Below are 16,958 nucleotides of genomic sequence, written 5' to 3'. Positions count from 1 at the left end.
GCCAAACGCAAAAAGCCCATCTTCGGATGGGCTTTTTTTTGTGCCTGTGCAGGCGTCTTCGCCGCAAGGCCGGCTCCTGCAGGGCGCTGGCTTGCCGGCGAAGCGTCTACTCCACCCGCGTCTCGCCGGTGAACACCAGCGTCTGCCGACACCGCCGGCACAGATACCGCCGCCCCTGACGCACCAGCCCGTGGCGCTGCGCCGAGAACGGAAAGTCACTGCCCGCACATGGGCACTTGTAGATGTAGCGGGTCACGCTGCGGCGCTTGACTGCATAGTTGTGGCAGCGGTTGGGTGGCAGCTCGTACACCCCGCGCATGATCAGCTGCCACTCCTCGCCATGGGGCTGGATGCGGTCGCCGAACAGTTGATGCGCCACCAGGTGCGCGACTTCGTGGGGCACGGTCTGGCGCAGGAAGTCTTCACTGTTCTCGCGGTACAGCTGCAGGTTAAAGCGCAGCAGGTTTTCGTGCAGGTGCGCGACACCGGCCTTCTGCCCGCGCAGCTTGAAGCTCACCTCGGGACGCAGGAAGGGGCGCTTGAAAAAACTTTCGGCTTGCTGGTAACAGCTTTCGACGCGGGAATTGAGCAGCTCTGGCATATCGGTTGGACACTCCTGGCCGGCAATTATGCCGCAACCCGGGCGGCGCTGCCGAGACCGCTGGTCCGCACAGCATCAAGCCGCCTTACGGCGGCCTGATGGGTACAGCCCCTAGGTTGGCGTATTGTCTAGCTGGTATAGACGGGCCCCACGCCCAGTCCCCAGACGATCACGGTGAAGGCCATGATGGCAACCAGCACCACCAGCCCCACCGCCAGCACCGAACTCGAGAACAGAAAGCCCTCGTCGGACGGGATGTTCATGAAGGTCGGCAGGCCCACGTACAGCAGGTACACCGTGTAGCAGATGGCTGCCGTGCCGACGATCATTCCCAGCCACAGGTGCGGGTACAGCGCCGCCAGGCCGCCGATGAACAGCGGGGTGGCGGTGTAGGTGGCGAACGCGATGCATTGGGCCATGCTCGGGGTGGCGTCGTAGGTGCGCGCCATCCAGTGGATGAAGGCGCCCATCACCGCGACGCCGCCCAGCATGGCCAGGTAGGACATCACGGTCATCCAGATCGCACTGTCGACGGTGAGCATGACCGGTGCGCGGTTGCCGATCACCCAGCCCACCTGGGTGGTGCCGATGAACGCGGAAACGGCGGGTATCGCCGCCAGTATCAAGGTGTGGGTCAGGTACATGTGGCTGATGGTTTCGTCTTCGCCACGGATTTCTTTCCATTCCTGGTCAGGATGGGTGAACAGCCCCAGAACGTGATGGATCATGCCAGTCACTCCCTCGTTGTTGCCATCGCCCCCCAGCGGAGCGCTTGCGCGGCCCAGTGGCTGGGCCTGACGGGATCAGGTCACGCTTGCTGTGGCCTTATGACGCAGTATAGGAAGGCGTTCGCTGCACAAATCCGCTTTTTTAGAGCAAATTGCGCTGTAAGCACGGCGCTTCATTTCCTTGCAGTCTTTATCGGATGGGCTACGCGAGCGTGAGGTTTGTGCGTAAAATGTGCCGCTTTTGTCACACCTTGCGGATCCAATCGCCATGGGCACCCTTTCGGTCAACCAGAACAAACTGCAAAAACGCCTGCGTCGCCTTGCCGGCGAAGCCGTCGCCGACTTCAACATGATCGAAGAGGGCGACAAGGTCATGGTCTGCCTGTCGGGCGGCAAAGACAGCTACACCATGCTCGATGTTCTGCTGCACCTGCAGAAAGTGGCGCCGATCAAGTTCGACATCGTCGCGGTCAACATGGACCAGAAGCAGCCAGGCTTCCCCGAGCACATCCTGCCGGCCTACCTCGCGACCCTGGGCATCGAGTACCACATCGTCGAGAAAGACACCTATTCGGTGGTCAAGGAACTGATCCCGGAAGGCAAGACCACCTGCTCGCTGTGCTCGCGCCTGCGTCGCGGCACGCTGTACACCTTCGCCGACGAGATCGGCGCGACCAAGATGGCCCTGGGGCATCACCGCGACGATATCGTCGAGACCTTCTTTCTCAACATGTTCTTCAACGGCACGCTCAAGGCCATGCCGCCCAAGCTGCGCGCCGATGACGGTCGCAACGTGGTGATCCGTCCGCTGGCCTACTGCGCCGAGAAGGACATCCAGGCCTACTCGGACATGAAGCAATTCCCGATCATCCCGTGCAACCTGTGCGGCTCGCAGGAAAACCTGCAGCGCCAGGTGGTCAAGGACATGCTGGTGGAGTGGGAGCGCAAGACCCCGGGCCGCACCGAGAGCATCTTCCGCGGCCTGCAGAACGTGGTGCCGTCGCAGCTGGCGGACCGCAACCTGTTCGACTTCACCAACCTGCGCATCGATGAAACCGCCACCCCGCGGTTTGTCGATGTGCTCAACATCTGACCGGCATGCGCGATTATCAGTGGCTGCATGAATTCTGCCTGAACCGCTTCGGTTCGGCGGCGGCGCTCGAGGCGCACCTGCCCGAGCCGTTGAGCCCGGCGCAGCTGCGCCAGATCAGCGACGACCGCTACCTCTCGACCATGGCCCTGCGGGTGTTTCGCGCCGGGCTCAAGCACAGCCTGGTGGACGCCAAGTGGCCGGCGTTCGAGCAGGTGTTCTTTGGCTTCGACCCAGAGAAGGTGGTGCTGATGGGCGCCGAGCACCTGGAGCGGCTGATGCAGGACACCCGCATCATCCGCCACCTGGGCAAGCTCAAGAGCGTACCGCGCAATGCGCAGTTCATGCTCGACGTGGCCAGGGAGAAGGGCAGTTTCGGTGCGTTGATCGCCGACTGGCCGGTGACCGACATCGTCGGCCTGTGGAAGTACCTGGCCAAGCAGGGCAACCAGATGGGCGGGCTGTCGGCGCCGCGTTTTCTGCGCATGGTCGGCAAGGACACCTTCGTGCCGAGCAATGACGTGGTGGCGGCGCTGGTGGCGCAGGATGTGATCGACCGGCAGCCGACCAGCCAGCGCGACCTGGCCACCGTGCAGCAGGCGTTCAACCAGTGGCATGCCCAGAGCGGGCGGCCGATGTGCCAGTTGTCGATGATGCTGGCGTATACCGTCAACCATTGAGATCGACGGTGTCGCAATCGCCTGTAGGAGCTGGCCTTGCCAGCGAAGGCCGCAACGCGATTCAGTCTGATGCTACAGGGCTGCGTTGCAGCCCTTCGCCGGCAAGGCCGGCTCCTACATTGCCACCCGCCGCTCATACTGAAAGCGCCAGCGCACAAACAGCAGCGCACTCACGAACAGCACCAGGCTGATCCCCACTTCCAGCCACCCCAGCAGCGCCCGCGCCGGGTCGAACGCGGCCAGCACGCCCTTGATGAAGTACAGGTTCACCACGAAGCACGTCCACGCATGGGCCCGTGCACTGCCCATCAGCATGCCCGGCAGCACCAGCAGCAACGGCACCAGCTCGATGGCCAGGATCACCCCCACGCGCGCGCCGTGCAGGTTGGCGAACCACAGGTTGTTCACCGTCAGCAACGCCATCAGGCTGAAAAACGCCACCAGGCTCAGCACCCGGGTAGCGCGCACACGTGGCTCCAGCCACTCCAGCGGCGGCAGCACCTTGGGCTTCTTAGCCACGGCCGTTCTCCAGCAGTTTGGCAGTGCTCGCCAGGCGCTGGCCCAGGGCACGGCACAGGGCGATCTCGTCGGCGTCCAGGTCGCGCTTGCCATCGGCCCCGGCATGGTGGCTGGCGCCATACGGCGTGCCGCCGCCCCGGGTGTCGAGCAACGCCGATTCGCTGTAGGGCAGCCCCATGATCAGCATGCCGTGGTGCATCAGCGGCAGCAGCATCGACAGCAGGGTCGACTCCTGGCCGCCATGCAGGCTGGCCGTGGAGGTGAACGCCGCCGCTGGCTTGCCCACCAGCCCGCCACTCAGCCACAGGCTGCTGGTGCCGTCGATGAAATACTTGAGCGGCGCGGCCATGTTGCCGAAGCGCGTCGGGCTGCCCAGGGCCAGGCCCGAGCAATGGCGCAGGTCGTCGAGGGTGGCATACAGCGCGCCGTTCTCGGGGATGTCGGGGGCCACCGCTTCACACTCGGTGGAAATCGCCGGCACCGTGCGCAGGCGCGCCTCCAGCCCACCCAGTTCGACGCCACGGGCAATCTGCCGGGCCATTTCGCTGGTGGAGCCGTGGCGGCTGTAGAACAGGATCAGGATATAGGGCGCGCTCACGGCAGAATCTCCAGCACCTTCTCGGGCGGCCGGCCAATCACGGCCTTGTTGCCCGCCACCAGGATCGGGCGTTCGATCAGCTTGGGGTGCCGGGCCATGGCGTCGATCAACTGGTCGTCGCTCAGGGCCGGGTCGGCCAGGCCCAGGGTCTTGTATTCGTCTTCGCCACTGCGCAGCAGCTGGCGCGCGCCGATGCCCAGCTTGCCGAGCAGGGCCTTGAGGGTGGCGGCGTCGGGTGGGGTTTCCAGGTAGCGCACCACCTCCGGGGTCAGGCCACGGGCTTCGAGCAATTCCAGCGCGCCACGGGACTTGGAGCAGCGCGGGTTGTGATACAGGGTCAGTTCGGTCATGTTCGGGGTCGCATCCGGCAGGGGGTGGCGGCTATTCTAACCGCAGCGAATTGGCATTTTGCCTGAATCTTGAAGAAGGATTGACCCATGACAAGGCGATTGGCAGCAGCCCTGGCCATCACCGCGAGCCTGTTGCTCGGCGGATGCGGTGTGGACTACGGCCTCGACCAGAACGGCAATGCGGTGAAAGCCGAGCAGATCGAAGGGCGCTGGGTGGTGCTCAACTACTGGGCCGAATGGTGCGGGCCGTGCCGCACAGAGATCCCCGAACTGAACGCAGCCGCCAAGGACTGGCAGGCGCAGGGGATCACCGTACTGGGGGTGAATTTCGACGGCTTGCGCGGCGATGAGCTGAAAAAGGCCAGCCAGGCGCTGGGCATCGACTTCACCGTGCTCGCCGACGACCCGGCCGAGCGCTACGACCTGCCGCGCAGCGAGGCGCTGCCGGTGACCTACATCATCGACGACAAGGGCAAAGTGCGTGAGCAGTTGATGGGCGAGCAGACGGCCGAGGGGCTGGCCGAGAAGATCAAGGTGCTCAAGGGCGCCTGATCGGCGGTGCGCCCATCGCGGGTCAAGCCCGCTCCCACAGCGTTGTGGGGCGGGCCTGGGCCGCGATGCAGGCGATGCGGTCTGTCAGCCTTCCTCAGGCCAGAAGCGCAGCGGCTTGCCCTGTTCGGGCCAGAAGCGCACCTGCTCGATCGGCGAGATGTCCCAGCGTTGCACGGTCTCCAGCGCCTTCAGAAAGCGCTTTTCCTGCTCCATCAGCGCCGGCGCGCACTGCTTGCGCGTGCTGCCCACCGGGCCAAAGCTGAGTTTCTCGCCGTCCAGCGTGTACGGCGCAAACCAGTGGTTGCAGCCGGCATTGCCATACGCCCGGCCATCCTCGGCCAGCGTCAGGGTCAGGTGGCTGTAGTCGATCAGCGGACGTTCGCCAATCCACTCCAGCACGTAGCTCTGTTCCTGTTGCAGCTTCATCGGCTCGGCTGCGCAACCGGCCAGGGTCGCGACCACCGCTGCACAGACCATCACGGGTTTCACTTTGCAGCCTCCTGGCATTTCGGGCACAGGTGCTTGTCGCCCTGTGTGCACCAACCCAATTCGGCGATGCGCGCCACGGCCGCCGGCTTCTGCGCCTTGGTGCCCAGCTTGGCATCCACGGCGAATTCGAAGTCCAGGGTGGCCTGGCAGCCATCGCAGTTGACCTGCCATGCATGAATCGCCAGCTCGCCGAACACCGGGCCCGCCGCTACCGCCACCCACTGGCCGGTGGGGTTGATCAGGTGGCGCACGGTCTCGACCGTCAGGCGCATCGACAGGGTCTTGCTGCCCTTGAGGGTCACCAGCAGTACGTCGCCTTTCTGGATCGAGCCGCCGTTGCCGGTGACCTGATAGCGACCGGGTACCAGCGAGCGGCATTCGATCAGGGTGTGTTGCGGATTGAACAGGGTGTAGCGGAAATCGTGTTCGACCATGGGTCCTCCAAATATGGCGCGTATCCTAGCATCATCCCTCGACCAGATTCTGCGGATTGCCTGCCGCCCAGCGGGCAATGTTCTCCAGCGTGGTGGCGGCGATCGCCGCCAGTGCCTCGCGGGTCAGGAAGGCCTGGTGCGCGGTCACGATCACGTTGGGGAAGGTCAGCAGCCGCGCCAGCACGTCGTCCTGCAACGGCAGGTCGGAGCGGTCCTCGAAAAAGATCTGCGCCTCCTCCTCGTACACGTCCAGCCCCAGGTAGCCGAGCTGGCCGCTCTTGAGCGCGTCGATCAGCGCCGGTGTGTCGACCAGCGCGCCGCGCCCGGTATTGATCAGCATGGCGCCCGGCTGCAGGCTGGCCAGGCTCTGCGGGTTGATCAGGTGCCGGGTCTGCGGCGTGAGCGGGCAGTGCAGGCTGATGATGCGCGATTCGCGCAGCAGCTCCGGCAGGTCCAGGTAACGTGCACCCAGCGCCTCCACCTCGGGGTTGGGGTAGGGGTCGTACGCCAGCAGCTGGCAGCCGAAGCCTGCCATGATCCGCGCAAACGCCAGGCCGATCTGGCCGGTGCCGACCACGCCGACGGTCTTGCCGTGCAGGTCGAAACCGGTCAGCCCGTGCAGGCTGAAATCGCCCTCGCGAGTGCGGTTGTAGGCACGGTGCAGGCGGCGATTGAGGGCAAGAATCAGGGCCACGGCGTGTTCGGCCACCGCATGCGGCGAGTAGGCCGGCACTCGCACCACCGTCAGCCCAAGGCGCTTGGCGGCGGCCAGGTCGACATGGTTGTAGCCGGCCGAGCGTAGCGCGATCAGGCGCGTGCCGCCGGCCTTGAGGCGGGTCAGCACCGGCGCCGAGAGGTCGTCGTTGATGAACGCGCACACCACCTCGTAGCCTTCGGCCAGTGCCGCGGTGTCTTCGGTCAGGCGCGCGCCTTGAAAGTGCAGCGCCAGTTGCGTGGCCCCTGGCGCGCTGCTGAAGCTGTCCTGGTCATAGTGTTGGCTGCTGAAAAGCAAGGCTTGCATGGCATGGTTCCCAAGGGTCGGATGCCGTCAGTGTAACCAACCGGCAAGGCCCGGGCCTTGCCAGAGATCAGGCGCTCTGGCGGGCCACGGTCGTCAGGCGGTTGATGGCCTGGTCTAGTTCGTCGAGGGCACGCTGGGCCTCGGGGTCGTCCTGCTTGAGCAGGGTTTCGCTGCGCTGGCAGGCGGCGCGCAGCTGCGGTACGCCGCAATAGCGCGTGGCGCCATTGAGGCGGTGCACGCGCTCGATGGTGGCGTGGCGGTCGTCGGCCTCGCGGGCGCAGCGGATCGCGTCGCGGTCGGCATCCAGCGAAGCCAGCAGCATGGCCAGCATGTCGGCGGCCAGGTCCGGCTTGCCTGCCGCCAGGCGCAGGCCTTCCTCAGGGTCCAGCACCTTCAGGTCGTTGCCGTCGACCGGCAGTTCGGCGCCGCGCTCGTTGGTCGGGCTGCCCAGTTGCAGGCCGGTCCACTTCAGCACCACCTGGGCCAGCTGGCGCTCACTGATCGGCTTGGTCAGGTAGTCGTCCATGCCGCTGTGCAGCAGGGCGCGCTTCTCGTTGGCCATGGCATGCGCGGTCAAGGCCACGATCGGCAAGGCCGGGGCGCTGCGCGTGGCCTCCCACTGGCGGATCTGTTCGGTGCATTCGCGCCCGTCCATCACCGGCATCTGTACGTCCATCAGCACCAGGTCGAAGTGCTCGTCCTGCACTGCGCTGATCGCCGCATGGCCGCTGTCCACCGCCAGCACATCGGCGCCGAGGTCTTCGAGCAGGGTCTGCACCAGCAGCAGGTTGGCCGGGTTGTCGTCCACGCACAGCACGCGGGGTTGGCGCTGGCCGCTGGGCACCTTGTATTCGCCGCTGGTACGCCTGGGCTGCACCAGCTCGAGCAGGGCCCGGCGCACCTTGCGCGTACACGCAGGCTTGGCGTGCAACTGGCCGTGGGCATTGGGCAGGTGCGGGTGGTACAGCGCCTGTTCGGTGGTGGGGCACAGCACCAGGGCCTGACAGGCAAAGTGCTCCAGGCGCTGGATGTACTGGCCCAGGCGCTCGGGCGCCAGCGATTGCAGGTTGACCCCCATGATCGCCAGCTCGAACGGCTGGCCGGCAAGGAAGGCGGCCTCGATGCCCTTGAGCAACTGCTCGCTGGTGGTGAAGGTGGTCACGTCCAGGCCGCAGTCCTGCATCTGGTGCGCCAGTGCCTGGCGGGCCAGTTCGTGGTCGTCCACGATTGCCATGCGCCGGCCTTGCAGCGCCTGGGGTGGCAGGTCCTCGGCGTCGTCGCGGGCCTTGGGCAGGTTGAGGCTGATCCAGAACTGCGACCCCTCGCCCGGGGTACTGTCGACGCCGATCTCGCCGCCCATCTGTTCGATCAGGCGCTTGGAGATCACCAGCCCCAGGCCGGTGCCGCCGGGCTGGCGCGACAGCGAGTTGTCGGCCTGACTGAAGGCCTGGAACAGGGCACGCACATCCTGGCTGGACAGGCCGATGCCGGTGTCCTGCACGCAGATGCGCAATTGCACGCTGTCTTCGGTTTCGTCATCGAGCATGGCGCGGGCAACGATGGTGCCTTCGCGGGTGAACTTGATCGCATTGCTCACCAGGTTGGTGAGGATCTGCTTGAGCCGCAGCGGGTCGCCCACCAGCGACAGCGGGGTGTCGCGGTACACCAGGCTGACCAGTTCGAGCTGCTTGGCGTGGGCCGCCGGGGCGAGGATGGTCAGGGTGTCCTGGATCAGGTCGCGCAGGTTGAACGGGATGCTGTCGAGCACCAGTTTGCCGGCCTCGATCTTGGAGAAGTCGAGGATCTCGTTGATGATGCCCAGCAGGCTGTCGGCGGATTTTTCGATGGTACCCAGGTAGTCGAGCTGGCGCGGGGTCAGTTCGCTTTTCTGCAGCAGGTGGGTAAAGCCCAGGATGCCGTTGAGCGGCGTGCGGATCTCGTGGCTCATGTTGGCCAGGAATTCGGACTTGATGCGGCTGGCTTCCAGGGCTTCCTTGCGCGCCATGTCCAGCTCGATGTTCTGGATCTCGATGGTCTCAAGGTTCTGGCGCACGTCCTCGGTGGCCTGGTCGATGCTGTGCTGCAGCTCTTCATGGGCGTTGTGCAGGGTTTCGGCCATGCGGTTGATGCCATTGGCCAGTTCATCCAGCTCATGGCTGCCCAGGCTCGGCAGGCGCTGTTCGAGGTTGCCGTCCTTGAGCTGGTTGACCGCGAACTTGATCTGCCCGATGGGGCCGTTGATGGTGCGGCTCATGCGCAGCGCCAGCAGGGCGGTCGCGCCCAGGCCCACCAGAATCAGCAGCAGGCTGGCGAACAGGCTGCGGTAGCCGCGCAGCAGCGTGCCATCGTGGGACAGCTCGATCTCGACCCAGCCCAGCAGGCGGTCGGCTTCACCGGGAACCCGTTCGCCGGCCAGCTCGCGATGGCGGCCGAACACCGGCAACAGGTAGCGCGTGGCATCGTTGCCGCTGCGTTGCAGCAACTGGGTGCCGCCACCGCTGGGCTGCTGGTTGAGCATGCTCGGGCCGGCGTGGGCCAGGTGGCTGCGGTCGGGGTGCAGAAACGACACGGCGCGCACGTCGGCCTGCTCCAGCGCCTCGGCGGCGATGCGCTCGAGCTGCGCCGAATCGTTGCGGGCCAGCACCGGGGCCACCAGGGGCGCCAGTTGCTCGGCGATCATGCGACCGCGTTGCAGCAGCTGGGCCTGCAGTTCGCTTTGCTGCAACCAGGTGAAGTAACCACCCAGCACCAGCGCCATCATGCTGGCCGGGAGCAGGGCGAGCAGCAGTACGCGGCTTCTGATTCCCAATCGATTCAGCACGCCCACTCTCCTGTGCTCGGTTAGCGCTGTAGGACCTTCGTCGGCATGTTCCGACGACCCAACTCTGAAAATTACCGCGACTGTGTATCTAATGCACTCATTTGTATCTGTTTTTGTCGATTGTAGGAGGCGCAGGTGCTTTTGTCGGCGCGTGTTGCTTGCATGGGGGGAATGCTCAATAATCGAGCGATTGAGAATTGCTAGCACCCGCCAATGAATCCCGTCGCCATTAACGCCTCAAACATACTTGCCATCGAGGACGATCCGGTCCTGGGTGCCCACCTGCACGAGCAGCTCGAGCGCAGCGGGTTTCTGGTGACCTGGTGCCGCGATGGCCGCGAAGGGCTGCAGATGGCTCGCCAGCGCAGCTTCGATGTGGTGCTGATGGATATCCTGCTGCCCGGCCTGAACGGGCTGGATGCCCTGGCGCGGCTGCGCGAGAAGAGCTCGATACCGGTGATCCTGATGTCGGCGCTGGGCGCCGAAGGCGATCGCATCACCGGCTTCCAGCGCGGCGCCGACGACTACCTGCCCAAACCGTTCAGCATGGTCGAGCTGCGCGTGCGCATCGAGGCGATCCTGCGGCGGGTGGCGCTGGAGCGCCGGCACCAGCCGGGGGAGGGCACGCCCGCGGGCGAACTGGTGTTCGATGAACTGGCCTGCGATGTGCTCCACGGGCAGCAGCGGGCCGGCCTGACCTTAAGCGAGTACCGCCTGCTCGACACCCTGCACCGCAGCCATGAAGAGGTGTTGAGCAAGGCATTCCTTTATCAGCACGTATTGCAGCGCGGCTATGCCCGGCATGACCGCAGCCTGGACATGCACGTGAGCCAGATCCGCCGCAAGCTCAAGGCCATCGGTTACCTGGAGCGCCAGGTGCGCACGGTGTGGGGCAAGGGCTATGTGCTCAGCGCCAGCGAGGACCTGTAGGTGCTCAGCCGTCATTCCCTGTTCTGGAAGCTGGCCTTGCTGCTGGTGGTGTTCTGCCTGCTGATGATTGCCCTGAGCTGGCAGTGGGGCCGGCACATGGAGATCCGCAACGCCTACCTGTCGCCCAAGGCGCGCGCCACCCTGGAAGACTACGCCCGCGAGGCCGAAAACGCCGTGCGCCGCGGCGGGCAGGCCGGCGTGGATGCGTGGCTGACGCAGATGCACGAGCGCGAGCGCGGTTTCGTGGGCGTGATCGGCAGCGACCTGCAATCGCTGGGCAGCGTGCCGCTGACCGACGCCCAGAGCCAGCGCCTGACGTTTCTGCGCGGCACCGACTGGCCGGTAAGCCGGCATTCGGCGCGCTCGCCATGGATGCTCGTGCCGTTCCCGGACGACTCCAGCCTGGGCAGCCTGGTGATCGAACTGCCGCAGCGGCTGATGCCGGGGCGCCTGAACATGCTGTTCTGGCGAATGGTCACCAACGGCCTGATCCCCGGCTTGCTGACCCTGGTGTTCTGCGTGGGCCTGTATCGCATGCTGATTCGCCCGCTGAGCCAGTTGCGCGAGCAGGCCAATGCCTGGCGCGCCGACCGGCTCACCGCGCGGGTGGCCAGCGACACCACCAGCCGCAAGGACGAGTTCGGCGAGCTGGGGCGCGCCTTCGACGACATGGCCGAGCGCCTGCAGGGCACGGTGGCCCTGCAGCAGCAGTTGCTGCGCGACCTGTCCCATGAAATGCGCACGCCGCTGAGCCGCCTGCGGGTGGCCAGCGAGGGCGAGACCGACCTGGAGGCGCTGCGCGAACGCCTGGGCCGGGAAGTGGACAACATGCAGCGCCTGGTGGAAGACGCCCTGCAACTGGCCTGGCTGGACGCCGAGCGCACGCAGTTGGTCAGCGAACCGATCCAGGTGCAGGCGTTGTGGGAGATGCTGGCGGAGGATGCCTGCTTCGAAAGTGGCTGGCCGCGGGAGCAACTGGTGTGCACGCTGGGGGCCGACTGCTGGGTGCAGGGCAACCTCAACAGCCTGGCCCAGGCGTTGGAGAACATTCTGCGCAATGCCATTCGCCACTCGCCGCCGGGCGGGGTGATACGCCTGGCGGGAAGCCGCCAGGGGGGCCAGTGGCTGCTGTGGCTGGAGGACGAAGGCGGAGGCGTGGACGAGGCCCAGCTGGAACACATCTTTGCGCCGTTCACCCGCCTGGACGACTCGCGGCCGGGGAACGGCGGCTTCGGCCTGGGCCTGAGCATTGCGCGCAATGCCCTGCAGCGTCAGAGCGGGCAGCTGTGGGCGCAGAACAATGCCAAGGGCTTGCGGGTGAACATGCAGCTGCCGGCGGTGATCTAGCACCGCTGCGGCTGTAGGCGCCGGCCTTGCCGGCCAATGCACCACCACCGTTTCAAGTTGCTGCGCGCGGGCTGCTTATATCCCTCGGCTATAACCCTCAACCATTGCGTGATATGGGCCAAAGCCGTTTGCCGGTATGATAGGCGCCCCCGCAGTCTGGATTGCGAAATACGCCATGACCTTGCAGTACCCTACCATCGCCGATTGCGTCGGCAACACGCCCCTGGTTCGCCTGCAGCGCATGGCCGGCGAGACCAGCAATACCCTCCTGCTCAAGCTCGAAGGCAACAATCCGGCAGGCTCGGTCAAGGACCGGCCGGCGTTGTCGATGATCACCCGTGCCGAACTGCGCGGGCAGATCAAGCCAGGCGCCACGCTGATCGAGGCAACCTCCGGCAACACCGGTATCGCCCTGGCGATGGCAGCGGCGATCAAGGGCTACAAGATGATCCTGATCATGCCCGACAACTCCAGCGCCGAACGCAAGGCCGCCATGACCGCCTACGGCGCCGAGCTGATCCTGGTCAGCAAGGAAGAAGGCATGGAGGGCGCCCGCGACCTCGCCGAGCGCCTGCAGGCCGAAGGCCGTGGCCAGGTGCTCGACCAGTTCGGCAACGGTGACAACCCCGAAGCCCACTACGTCAGCACCGGCCCGGAAATCTGGCAGCAGACCGGCGGCTGCATCACCCATTTCGTCAGCTCCATGGGCACCACGGGCACCATCATGGGCTGCTCGCGCTACCTCAAGGAGCAGAACCCCAACGTGCAGATCGTCGGCCTGCAACCGATGGAAGGCTCGGCGATCCCCGGGATCCGTCGCTGGCCCCACGAGTACCTGCCGAAGATCTTCGACGCCAGCCGCGTCGACCGTGTGGTCGACATGGCCCAGAGCGAAGCCGAAGAAACTACCCGCCGGCTGGCCCGCGAAGAGGGCATTTTCTGTGGCGTGTCCTCCGGTGGTGCGGTGGCGGCCATGCTGCGCCTGTCGCGCGAGCTGGAAAACGCGGTAATGGTGGCGATCATCTGTGACCGTGGCGACCGTTACCTGTCGACCGGCATCTTCGACGCGGCCAACTGATGTCCAAGGCCAAACGCAATGGCGGTCTGCGCTTCCAGCCGACCGGTGGTACCCGTGCGCCCCAGGTGCCAGCGGGCAAGAAGCAGCGCCTGAGCATCGAGCGCCTGGCCGGTGACGGCCGCGGCATCGCCTTCTTCGAAGGGCGCACCTGGTTCGTCAGCGGCGCCCTGGCCGGTGAAGAGGTCGAGGCACGGGTGCTCAATGCCCACGGCAAGGTGGTCGAGGCACGCCTGGAGCGTGTGTTCAGCGCCAGCGAGGCGCGGCGCCCGGCGCCGTGCAAGCACTTCGATCGCTGTGGCGGCTGCAACCTGCAGCACCTGCCCCATGCCGCTCAGCTCGAACTCAAGCAGCGCCTGCTGGCCGAGCAGTTGCAGCGGGTGGCCGGCGTGGTGCCCGAGCAGTGGGCCGCGCCGTTGTCCGGCCCCGAATTCGGTTACCGCCGGCGCGCCCGCGTTGCGGTGCGCTGGGACGCCAAGGCCCGGAAGCTCGACGTGGGCTTTCGCGCCGAAGCCAGCCAGGACATTGTCGCCATCGACGACTGCCCGGTGCTGGTACAACCCTTGCAGTCGATACTGCGTCACCTGCCGCTGCTGTTGCAGAGCCTGAGCAAGCCACAGGTGGTGGGGCACGTGGAGCTGTTCAGCGGCACTGCCCTGGCACTGCTGCTGCGCCATACCGCGCCACTGGTCGAGGCCGACCTGGCACGTTTACAGGCGTTCTGCGGCGAGGCGGGTGTACAACTCTGGTTACAAGGTGAGGGGCAACCGGCCCCGGCCAATCCAGCTGACACGCTAGGGTTTACCCTGGAACCGTGGAACCTGGAATTGGCCTACAGGCCAGGTGACTTCGTGCAGGTCAATGCCCAGGTCAACACCGCGATGATCGAGCAGGCCCTGGCATGGCTTGCGCCACAGGCCGACGAGCGTGTGCTGGACCTGTTCTGCGGCCTTGGCAACTTCGCCCTGCCGCTGGCCCGGCAGGCCCGCGAAGTGGTGGCGGTGGAAGGGGTGCAGGCCATGGTCGATCGGGCCGCGGCCAATGCCCAACGCAACAAACTGCATAACACGCAGTTTTTTCAGGCCGATTTATCCCAGCCTCTGGCGACTTCAGGCTGGGCGGCAGGAGGCTTTTGTGCGGTACTCTTGGACCCACCGCGCGACGGTGCCTTCGAGGTGGTGCGCAACATCGCCGCACTTGGCGCCCGACGTCTGGTCTACGTGTCGTGCAACCCGGCGACGCTGGCCCGCGACACCGTCGAGCTGGTCAAGCAGGGGTACCGGTTAAAATGTGCCGGGATCCTCGACATGTTTCCGCAGACTGCGCATGTCGAGGCCATGGCGTTATTCGAGGTGGGTTAGCGACGCTGGCCCGCCCGGTGTAGCCCCTTCGATCTGGCAGGGGCGACACCCGTGTTTTCAAGCGCATGAGCATGCGCTGTAGGGAAAGGTAAACAAAGATGGTACAGGTGAGAGTGCACCAGCCGGTCAACACCGACGGCAGTATCAATCTCGAAGCATGGCTGGATCATGTGGTCAGCGTCGACCTGGCGCTGGACCGGGAAGCCCTCAAGGCGGCCTGCGAGTTCGCTCAGGACATAGAGAAAAAAGGTAACCCGGCCAAGCATTCCTGGGCCGACGGTACCTCGAGCTTCCAGGCGGGCCTGGAGATCGCCGAGATTCTCGCCGACCTCAAGCTCGACCAGGACTCCCTCGTGGCGGCGGTCATCTACCGTGCGGTGCGTGAAGGCAAGGTGACCCTGGCCGAGGTGGGCCAGCGTTTCGGCCCGGTGGTGTCCAAGCTGATCGACGGCGTGCTGCGCATGGCGGCCATCAGTGCCAGCCTCAGCCCGCGCCATTCGCTGGTGCTGGGCTCGCAGGCGCAGGTCGAGAACCTGCGCAAGATGCTCGTGGCGATGGTCGACGACGTGCGCGTGGCGCTGATCAAGCTGGCCGAACGAACCTGCGCCATTCGTGCGGTGAAGGGCGCCGACGACGAGAAGCGCAACCGCGTGGCCCGCGAGGTATTCGACATCTACGCGCCGCTGGCCCACCGCCTGGGCATCGGCCACATCAAGTGGGAGCTCGAAGACCTCTCGTTCCGCTACCTGGAACCCGACCAGTACAAACAGATCGCCAAGCTGCTGCACGAGCGCCGGCTCGACCGCGAGCGCTTCATCAGCGACGTGATGAACCAGCTGCAGAACGAGCTGCTGGCCACGGGCGTCAAGGCCGATATCAGCGGCCGGGCCAAACATATCTATTCGATCTGGCGCAAGATGCAGCGCAAGGGCCTGGAGTTCAGCCAGATCTACGACGTGCGCGCCGTGCGCGTGCTGGTGCCCGAGATGCGCGACTGCTACACCGCGCTGGGCATCGTGCATACCCTGTGGCGGCACATCCCCAAGGAGTTCGACGACTACATCGCCAACCCCAAGGAGAACGGCTACCGCTCGCTGCACACCGCGGTGATCGGCCCCGAGGGCAAGGTGCTGGAGGTGCAGATCCGTACCCATGCCATGCACGAGGAGGCCGAACTGGGCGTTTGCGCGCACTGGCGCTACAAGGGCACCGACGTCAAGCCCAGCTCCAACCACTACGAGGAGAAGATCTCGTGGCTGCGCCAGGTGCTGGAATGGCACGAGGAACTGGGGGACATCGGCGGCCTGGCCGAACAGCTGCGCGTGGATATCGAGCCGGACCGGGTGTACGTGTTCACCCCCGACGGCCACGCCATCGACCTGCCCAAGGGCGCCACGCCGCTGGACTTCGCCTACCGCGTGCACACCGAGATCGGCCACAACTGCCGGGGCGCCAAGATCAACGGGCGCATCGTACCGCTCAACTACAGCCTGCAGACCGGCGAGCAGGTGGAGATCATCACCAGCAAGCACGGCAACCCGAGCCGCGACTGGCTGAACTCGAACCTGGGCTACGTCACCACCTCGCGGGCGCGGGCCAAGATCGTGCACTGGTTCAAGCTGCAGGCCCGCGACCAGAACGTCGCCGCTGGCAAGACACTGCTCGAGCGCGAACTCAACCGTCTGGGCCTGCCGCAGGTGGACTTCGAGCGCCTGGCCGAAAAGGCCAACCTCAAGACTGCCGAAGACATGTTCGCCTCGCTGGGCGCCGGCGACCTGCGCCTGGCGCACCTGGTCAACGCCGCGCAGCAACTGGTGGAGCCGGACCGCATCGACCACATCGAGTTGGTGCCGCGCAAGGCCACCGGCTACAAGCCGGGCAAGCGCGGGGATATCCAGATCCAGGGCGTTGGCAACCTGCTGACGCAGATGGCCGGGTGCTGCCAGCCGCTGCCGGGCGATGCCATCGTCGGCTACATCACCGTGGGCCGTGGGGTGACCATTCACCGCCAGGACTGCGCCTCGGTGCTGCAACTGGCCGGTCGCGAGCCGGAGCGCATCATCCAGGTCAGCTGGGGCCCGGTGCCGGTGCAGACCTACCCGGTGGACATCATCGTGCGTGCGTATGACCGCCCGGGCCTGCTGCGTGACGTGTCGCAGGTGCTGCTCAACGAGCGCATCAACGTGCTGGCGGTGAATACCCGTTCGAACAAGGAGGACAACACTGCGCTGATGTCGCTGACCATCGAGATCCCGGGCCTGGACGCCCTGGGGCGCTTGCTGGGGCGCATTTCGCAGTTGCCCAACATCATCGAGACGCGGCGCAACCGTACGCCTTGAGGGCGCCATTGCGGGCAGGCCCG

The 16,958-nt window shown here is 65.7% G+C and carries 17 protein-coding genes; 8 read left to right on the top strand and 9 right to left on the bottom strand.

Features of this window, described 5'->3' with window-relative positions; translation table 11 throughout:
• Positions 1-106 precede the first annotated feature (106 nt).
• The gene (locus NP552_RS20920; RefSeq protein WP_043862572.1) at positions 107-601 is read right to left on the bottom strand and encodes a SprT family zinc-dependent metalloprotease; all 495 of its coding nucleotides are present in this window, start codon (positions 599-601) and stop codon (positions 107-109) included.
• Positions 602-729: 128 nt separating this feature from the next.
• A complete protein-coding gene (locus NP552_RS20915; protein WP_043862571.1) occupies positions 730-1,329 on the bottom strand; it encodes a Yip1 family protein in 600 nt (199 codons plus the stop codon).
• Between the two features lie 268 nt (positions 1,330-1,597).
• Here NP552_RS20915 and ttcA point away from each other — a divergent pair, with 268 nt between their 5' ends.
• Complete coding sequence (gene ttcA, locus NP552_RS20910) at positions 1,598-2,422, top strand: tRNA 2-thiocytidine(32) synthetase TtcA (RefSeq protein WP_043862570.1); 825 nt, start codon at positions 1,598-1,600, stop codon at positions 2,420-2,422.
• Between the two features lie 5 nt (positions 2,423-2,427).
• Positions 2,428-3,099: a DNA-3-methyladenine glycosylase I gene (locus NP552_RS20905; protein WP_054914703.1), complete on the top strand. Its 672-nt coding sequence runs from the start codon at positions 2,428-2,430 to the stop codon at positions 3,097-3,099.
• A 114-nt stretch (positions 3,100-3,213) separates the two neighbouring features.
• Here the strand turns inward: NP552_RS20905 and NP552_RS20900 are convergent, their stop codons facing one another.
• Genes NP552_RS20900 through arsC form a run of 3 tightly spaced genes read right to left on the bottom strand, consistent with a single transcriptional unit; the run spans position 3,214 to position 4,566 of the window.
• A complete protein-coding gene (locus tag NP552_RS20900; protein WP_058540998.1) occupies positions 3,214-3,618 on the bottom strand; it encodes a DUF2069 domain-containing protein in 405 nt (134 codons plus the stop codon).
• Positions 3,611-4,216 carry an NAD(P)H:quinone oxidoreductase gene (gene wrbA / locus NP552_RS20895; protein WP_043862567.1) on the bottom strand — a complete coding sequence of 202 codons (606 nt, stop codon included), beginning with the start codon at positions 4,214-4,216 and terminating at the stop codon, positions 3,611-3,613. Before wrbA ends, NP552_RS20900 begins: the two co-directional genes overlap by 8 nt.
• The gene (gene arsC, locus NP552_RS20890) at positions 4,213-4,566 is read right to left on the bottom strand and encodes an arsenate reductase (glutaredoxin) (RefSeq protein ID WP_054914702.1); all 354 of its coding nucleotides are present in this window, start codon (positions 4,564-4,566) and stop codon (positions 4,213-4,215) included. Before arsC ends, wrbA begins: the two co-directional genes overlap by 4 nt.
• A gap of 87 nt (positions 4,567-4,653) precedes the next feature.
• Between arsC and NP552_RS20885 the strand changes: the two genes are divergently transcribed.
• Positions 4,654-5,118, top strand: a complete 465-nt coding sequence (locus NP552_RS20885) for a TlpA disulfide reductase family protein (RefSeq protein WP_043862565.1) — start codon at positions 4,654-4,656, stop codon at positions 5,116-5,118.
• An 84-nt stretch (positions 5,119-5,202) separates the two neighbouring features.
• Here NP552_RS20885 and NP552_RS20880 read toward each other — a convergent pair whose 3' ends face one another.
• The 4 genes from NP552_RS20880 to NP552_RS20865 form a co-directional block, all read right to left on the bottom strand.
• A complete protein-coding gene (locus NP552_RS20880; RefSeq protein WP_078479811.1) occupies positions 5,203-5,595 on the bottom strand; it encodes an META domain-containing protein in 393 nt (130 codons plus the stop codon).
• Positions 5,596-5,603: 8 nt separating this feature from the next.
• Positions 5,604-6,041 carry a hypothetical protein gene (locus tag NP552_RS20875; RefSeq protein WP_058541001.1) on the bottom strand — a complete coding sequence of 146 codons (438 nt, stop codon included), beginning with the start codon at positions 6,039-6,041 and terminating at the stop codon, positions 5,604-5,606.
• 31 nt (positions 6,042-6,072) lie between these two features.
• Positions 6,073-7,062, bottom strand: a complete 990-nt coding sequence (locus NP552_RS20870; RefSeq protein ID WP_236176574.1) for a 2-hydroxyacid dehydrogenase — start codon at positions 7,060-7,062, stop codon at positions 6,073-6,075.
• 67 nt (positions 7,063-7,129) lie between these two features.
• On the bottom strand, positions 7,130-9,883 hold the full coding sequence (locus NP552_RS20865; protein ID WP_043862561.1) for a response regulator: 2,754 nt from the start codon (positions 9,881-9,883) through the stop codon (positions 7,130-7,132).
• A gap of 213 nt (positions 9,884-10,096) precedes the next feature.
• Here NP552_RS20865 and NP552_RS20860 point away from each other — a divergent pair, with 213 nt between their 5' ends.
• The 5 genes from NP552_RS20860 (at position 10,097) to relA (ending at position 16,935) form a co-directional block, all read left to right on the top strand.
• Entirely contained in the window at positions 10,097-10,813 is a 717-nt protein-coding gene (locus NP552_RS20860) for a response regulator transcription factor (RefSeq protein ID WP_043862560.1), read from the top strand.
• Between the two features lie 63 nt (positions 10,814-10,876).
• Positions 10,877-12,160 carry a HAMP domain-containing sensor histidine kinase gene (locus NP552_RS20855; RefSeq protein WP_078479810.1) on the top strand — a complete coding sequence of 428 codons (1,284 nt, stop codon included), beginning with the start codon at positions 10,877-10,879 and terminating at the stop codon, positions 12,158-12,160.
• Between the two features lie 175 nt (positions 12,161-12,335).
• Entirely contained in the window at positions 12,336-13,238 is a 903-nt protein-coding gene (cysM, locus tag NP552_RS20850; RefSeq protein WP_274097109.1) for a cysteine synthase CysM, read from the top strand.
• Positions 13,238-14,596, top strand: coding sequence for a 23S rRNA (uracil(1939)-C(5))-methyltransferase RlmD (rlmD, locus tag NP552_RS20845; protein WP_274097108.1), 1,359 nt, complete (start codon positions 13,238-13,240; stop codon positions 14,594-14,596). The genes cysM and rlmD overlap by 1 nt, the downstream gene beginning before the upstream one ends.
• A gap of 98 nt (positions 14,597-14,694) precedes the next feature.
• Positions 14,695-16,935, top strand: coding sequence for a GTP diphosphokinase (gene relA / locus NP552_RS20840; protein WP_054914700.1), 2,241 nt, complete (start codon positions 14,695-14,697; stop codon positions 16,933-16,935).
• The last annotated feature ends 23 nt before the right edge of the window (positions 16,936-16,958 follow it).

The organism is Pseudomonas sp. 8209, assembly GCF_028682105.1.
Classification (GTDB): Bacteria; Pseudomonadota; Gammaproteobacteria; order Pseudomonadales; family Pseudomonadaceae; genus Aquipseudomonas; species Aquipseudomonas palmensis.
The sequence above is the reverse complement of the archived record's forward strand: the minus strand, read 5'-3'. Positions and strand labels throughout refer to the sequence as shown.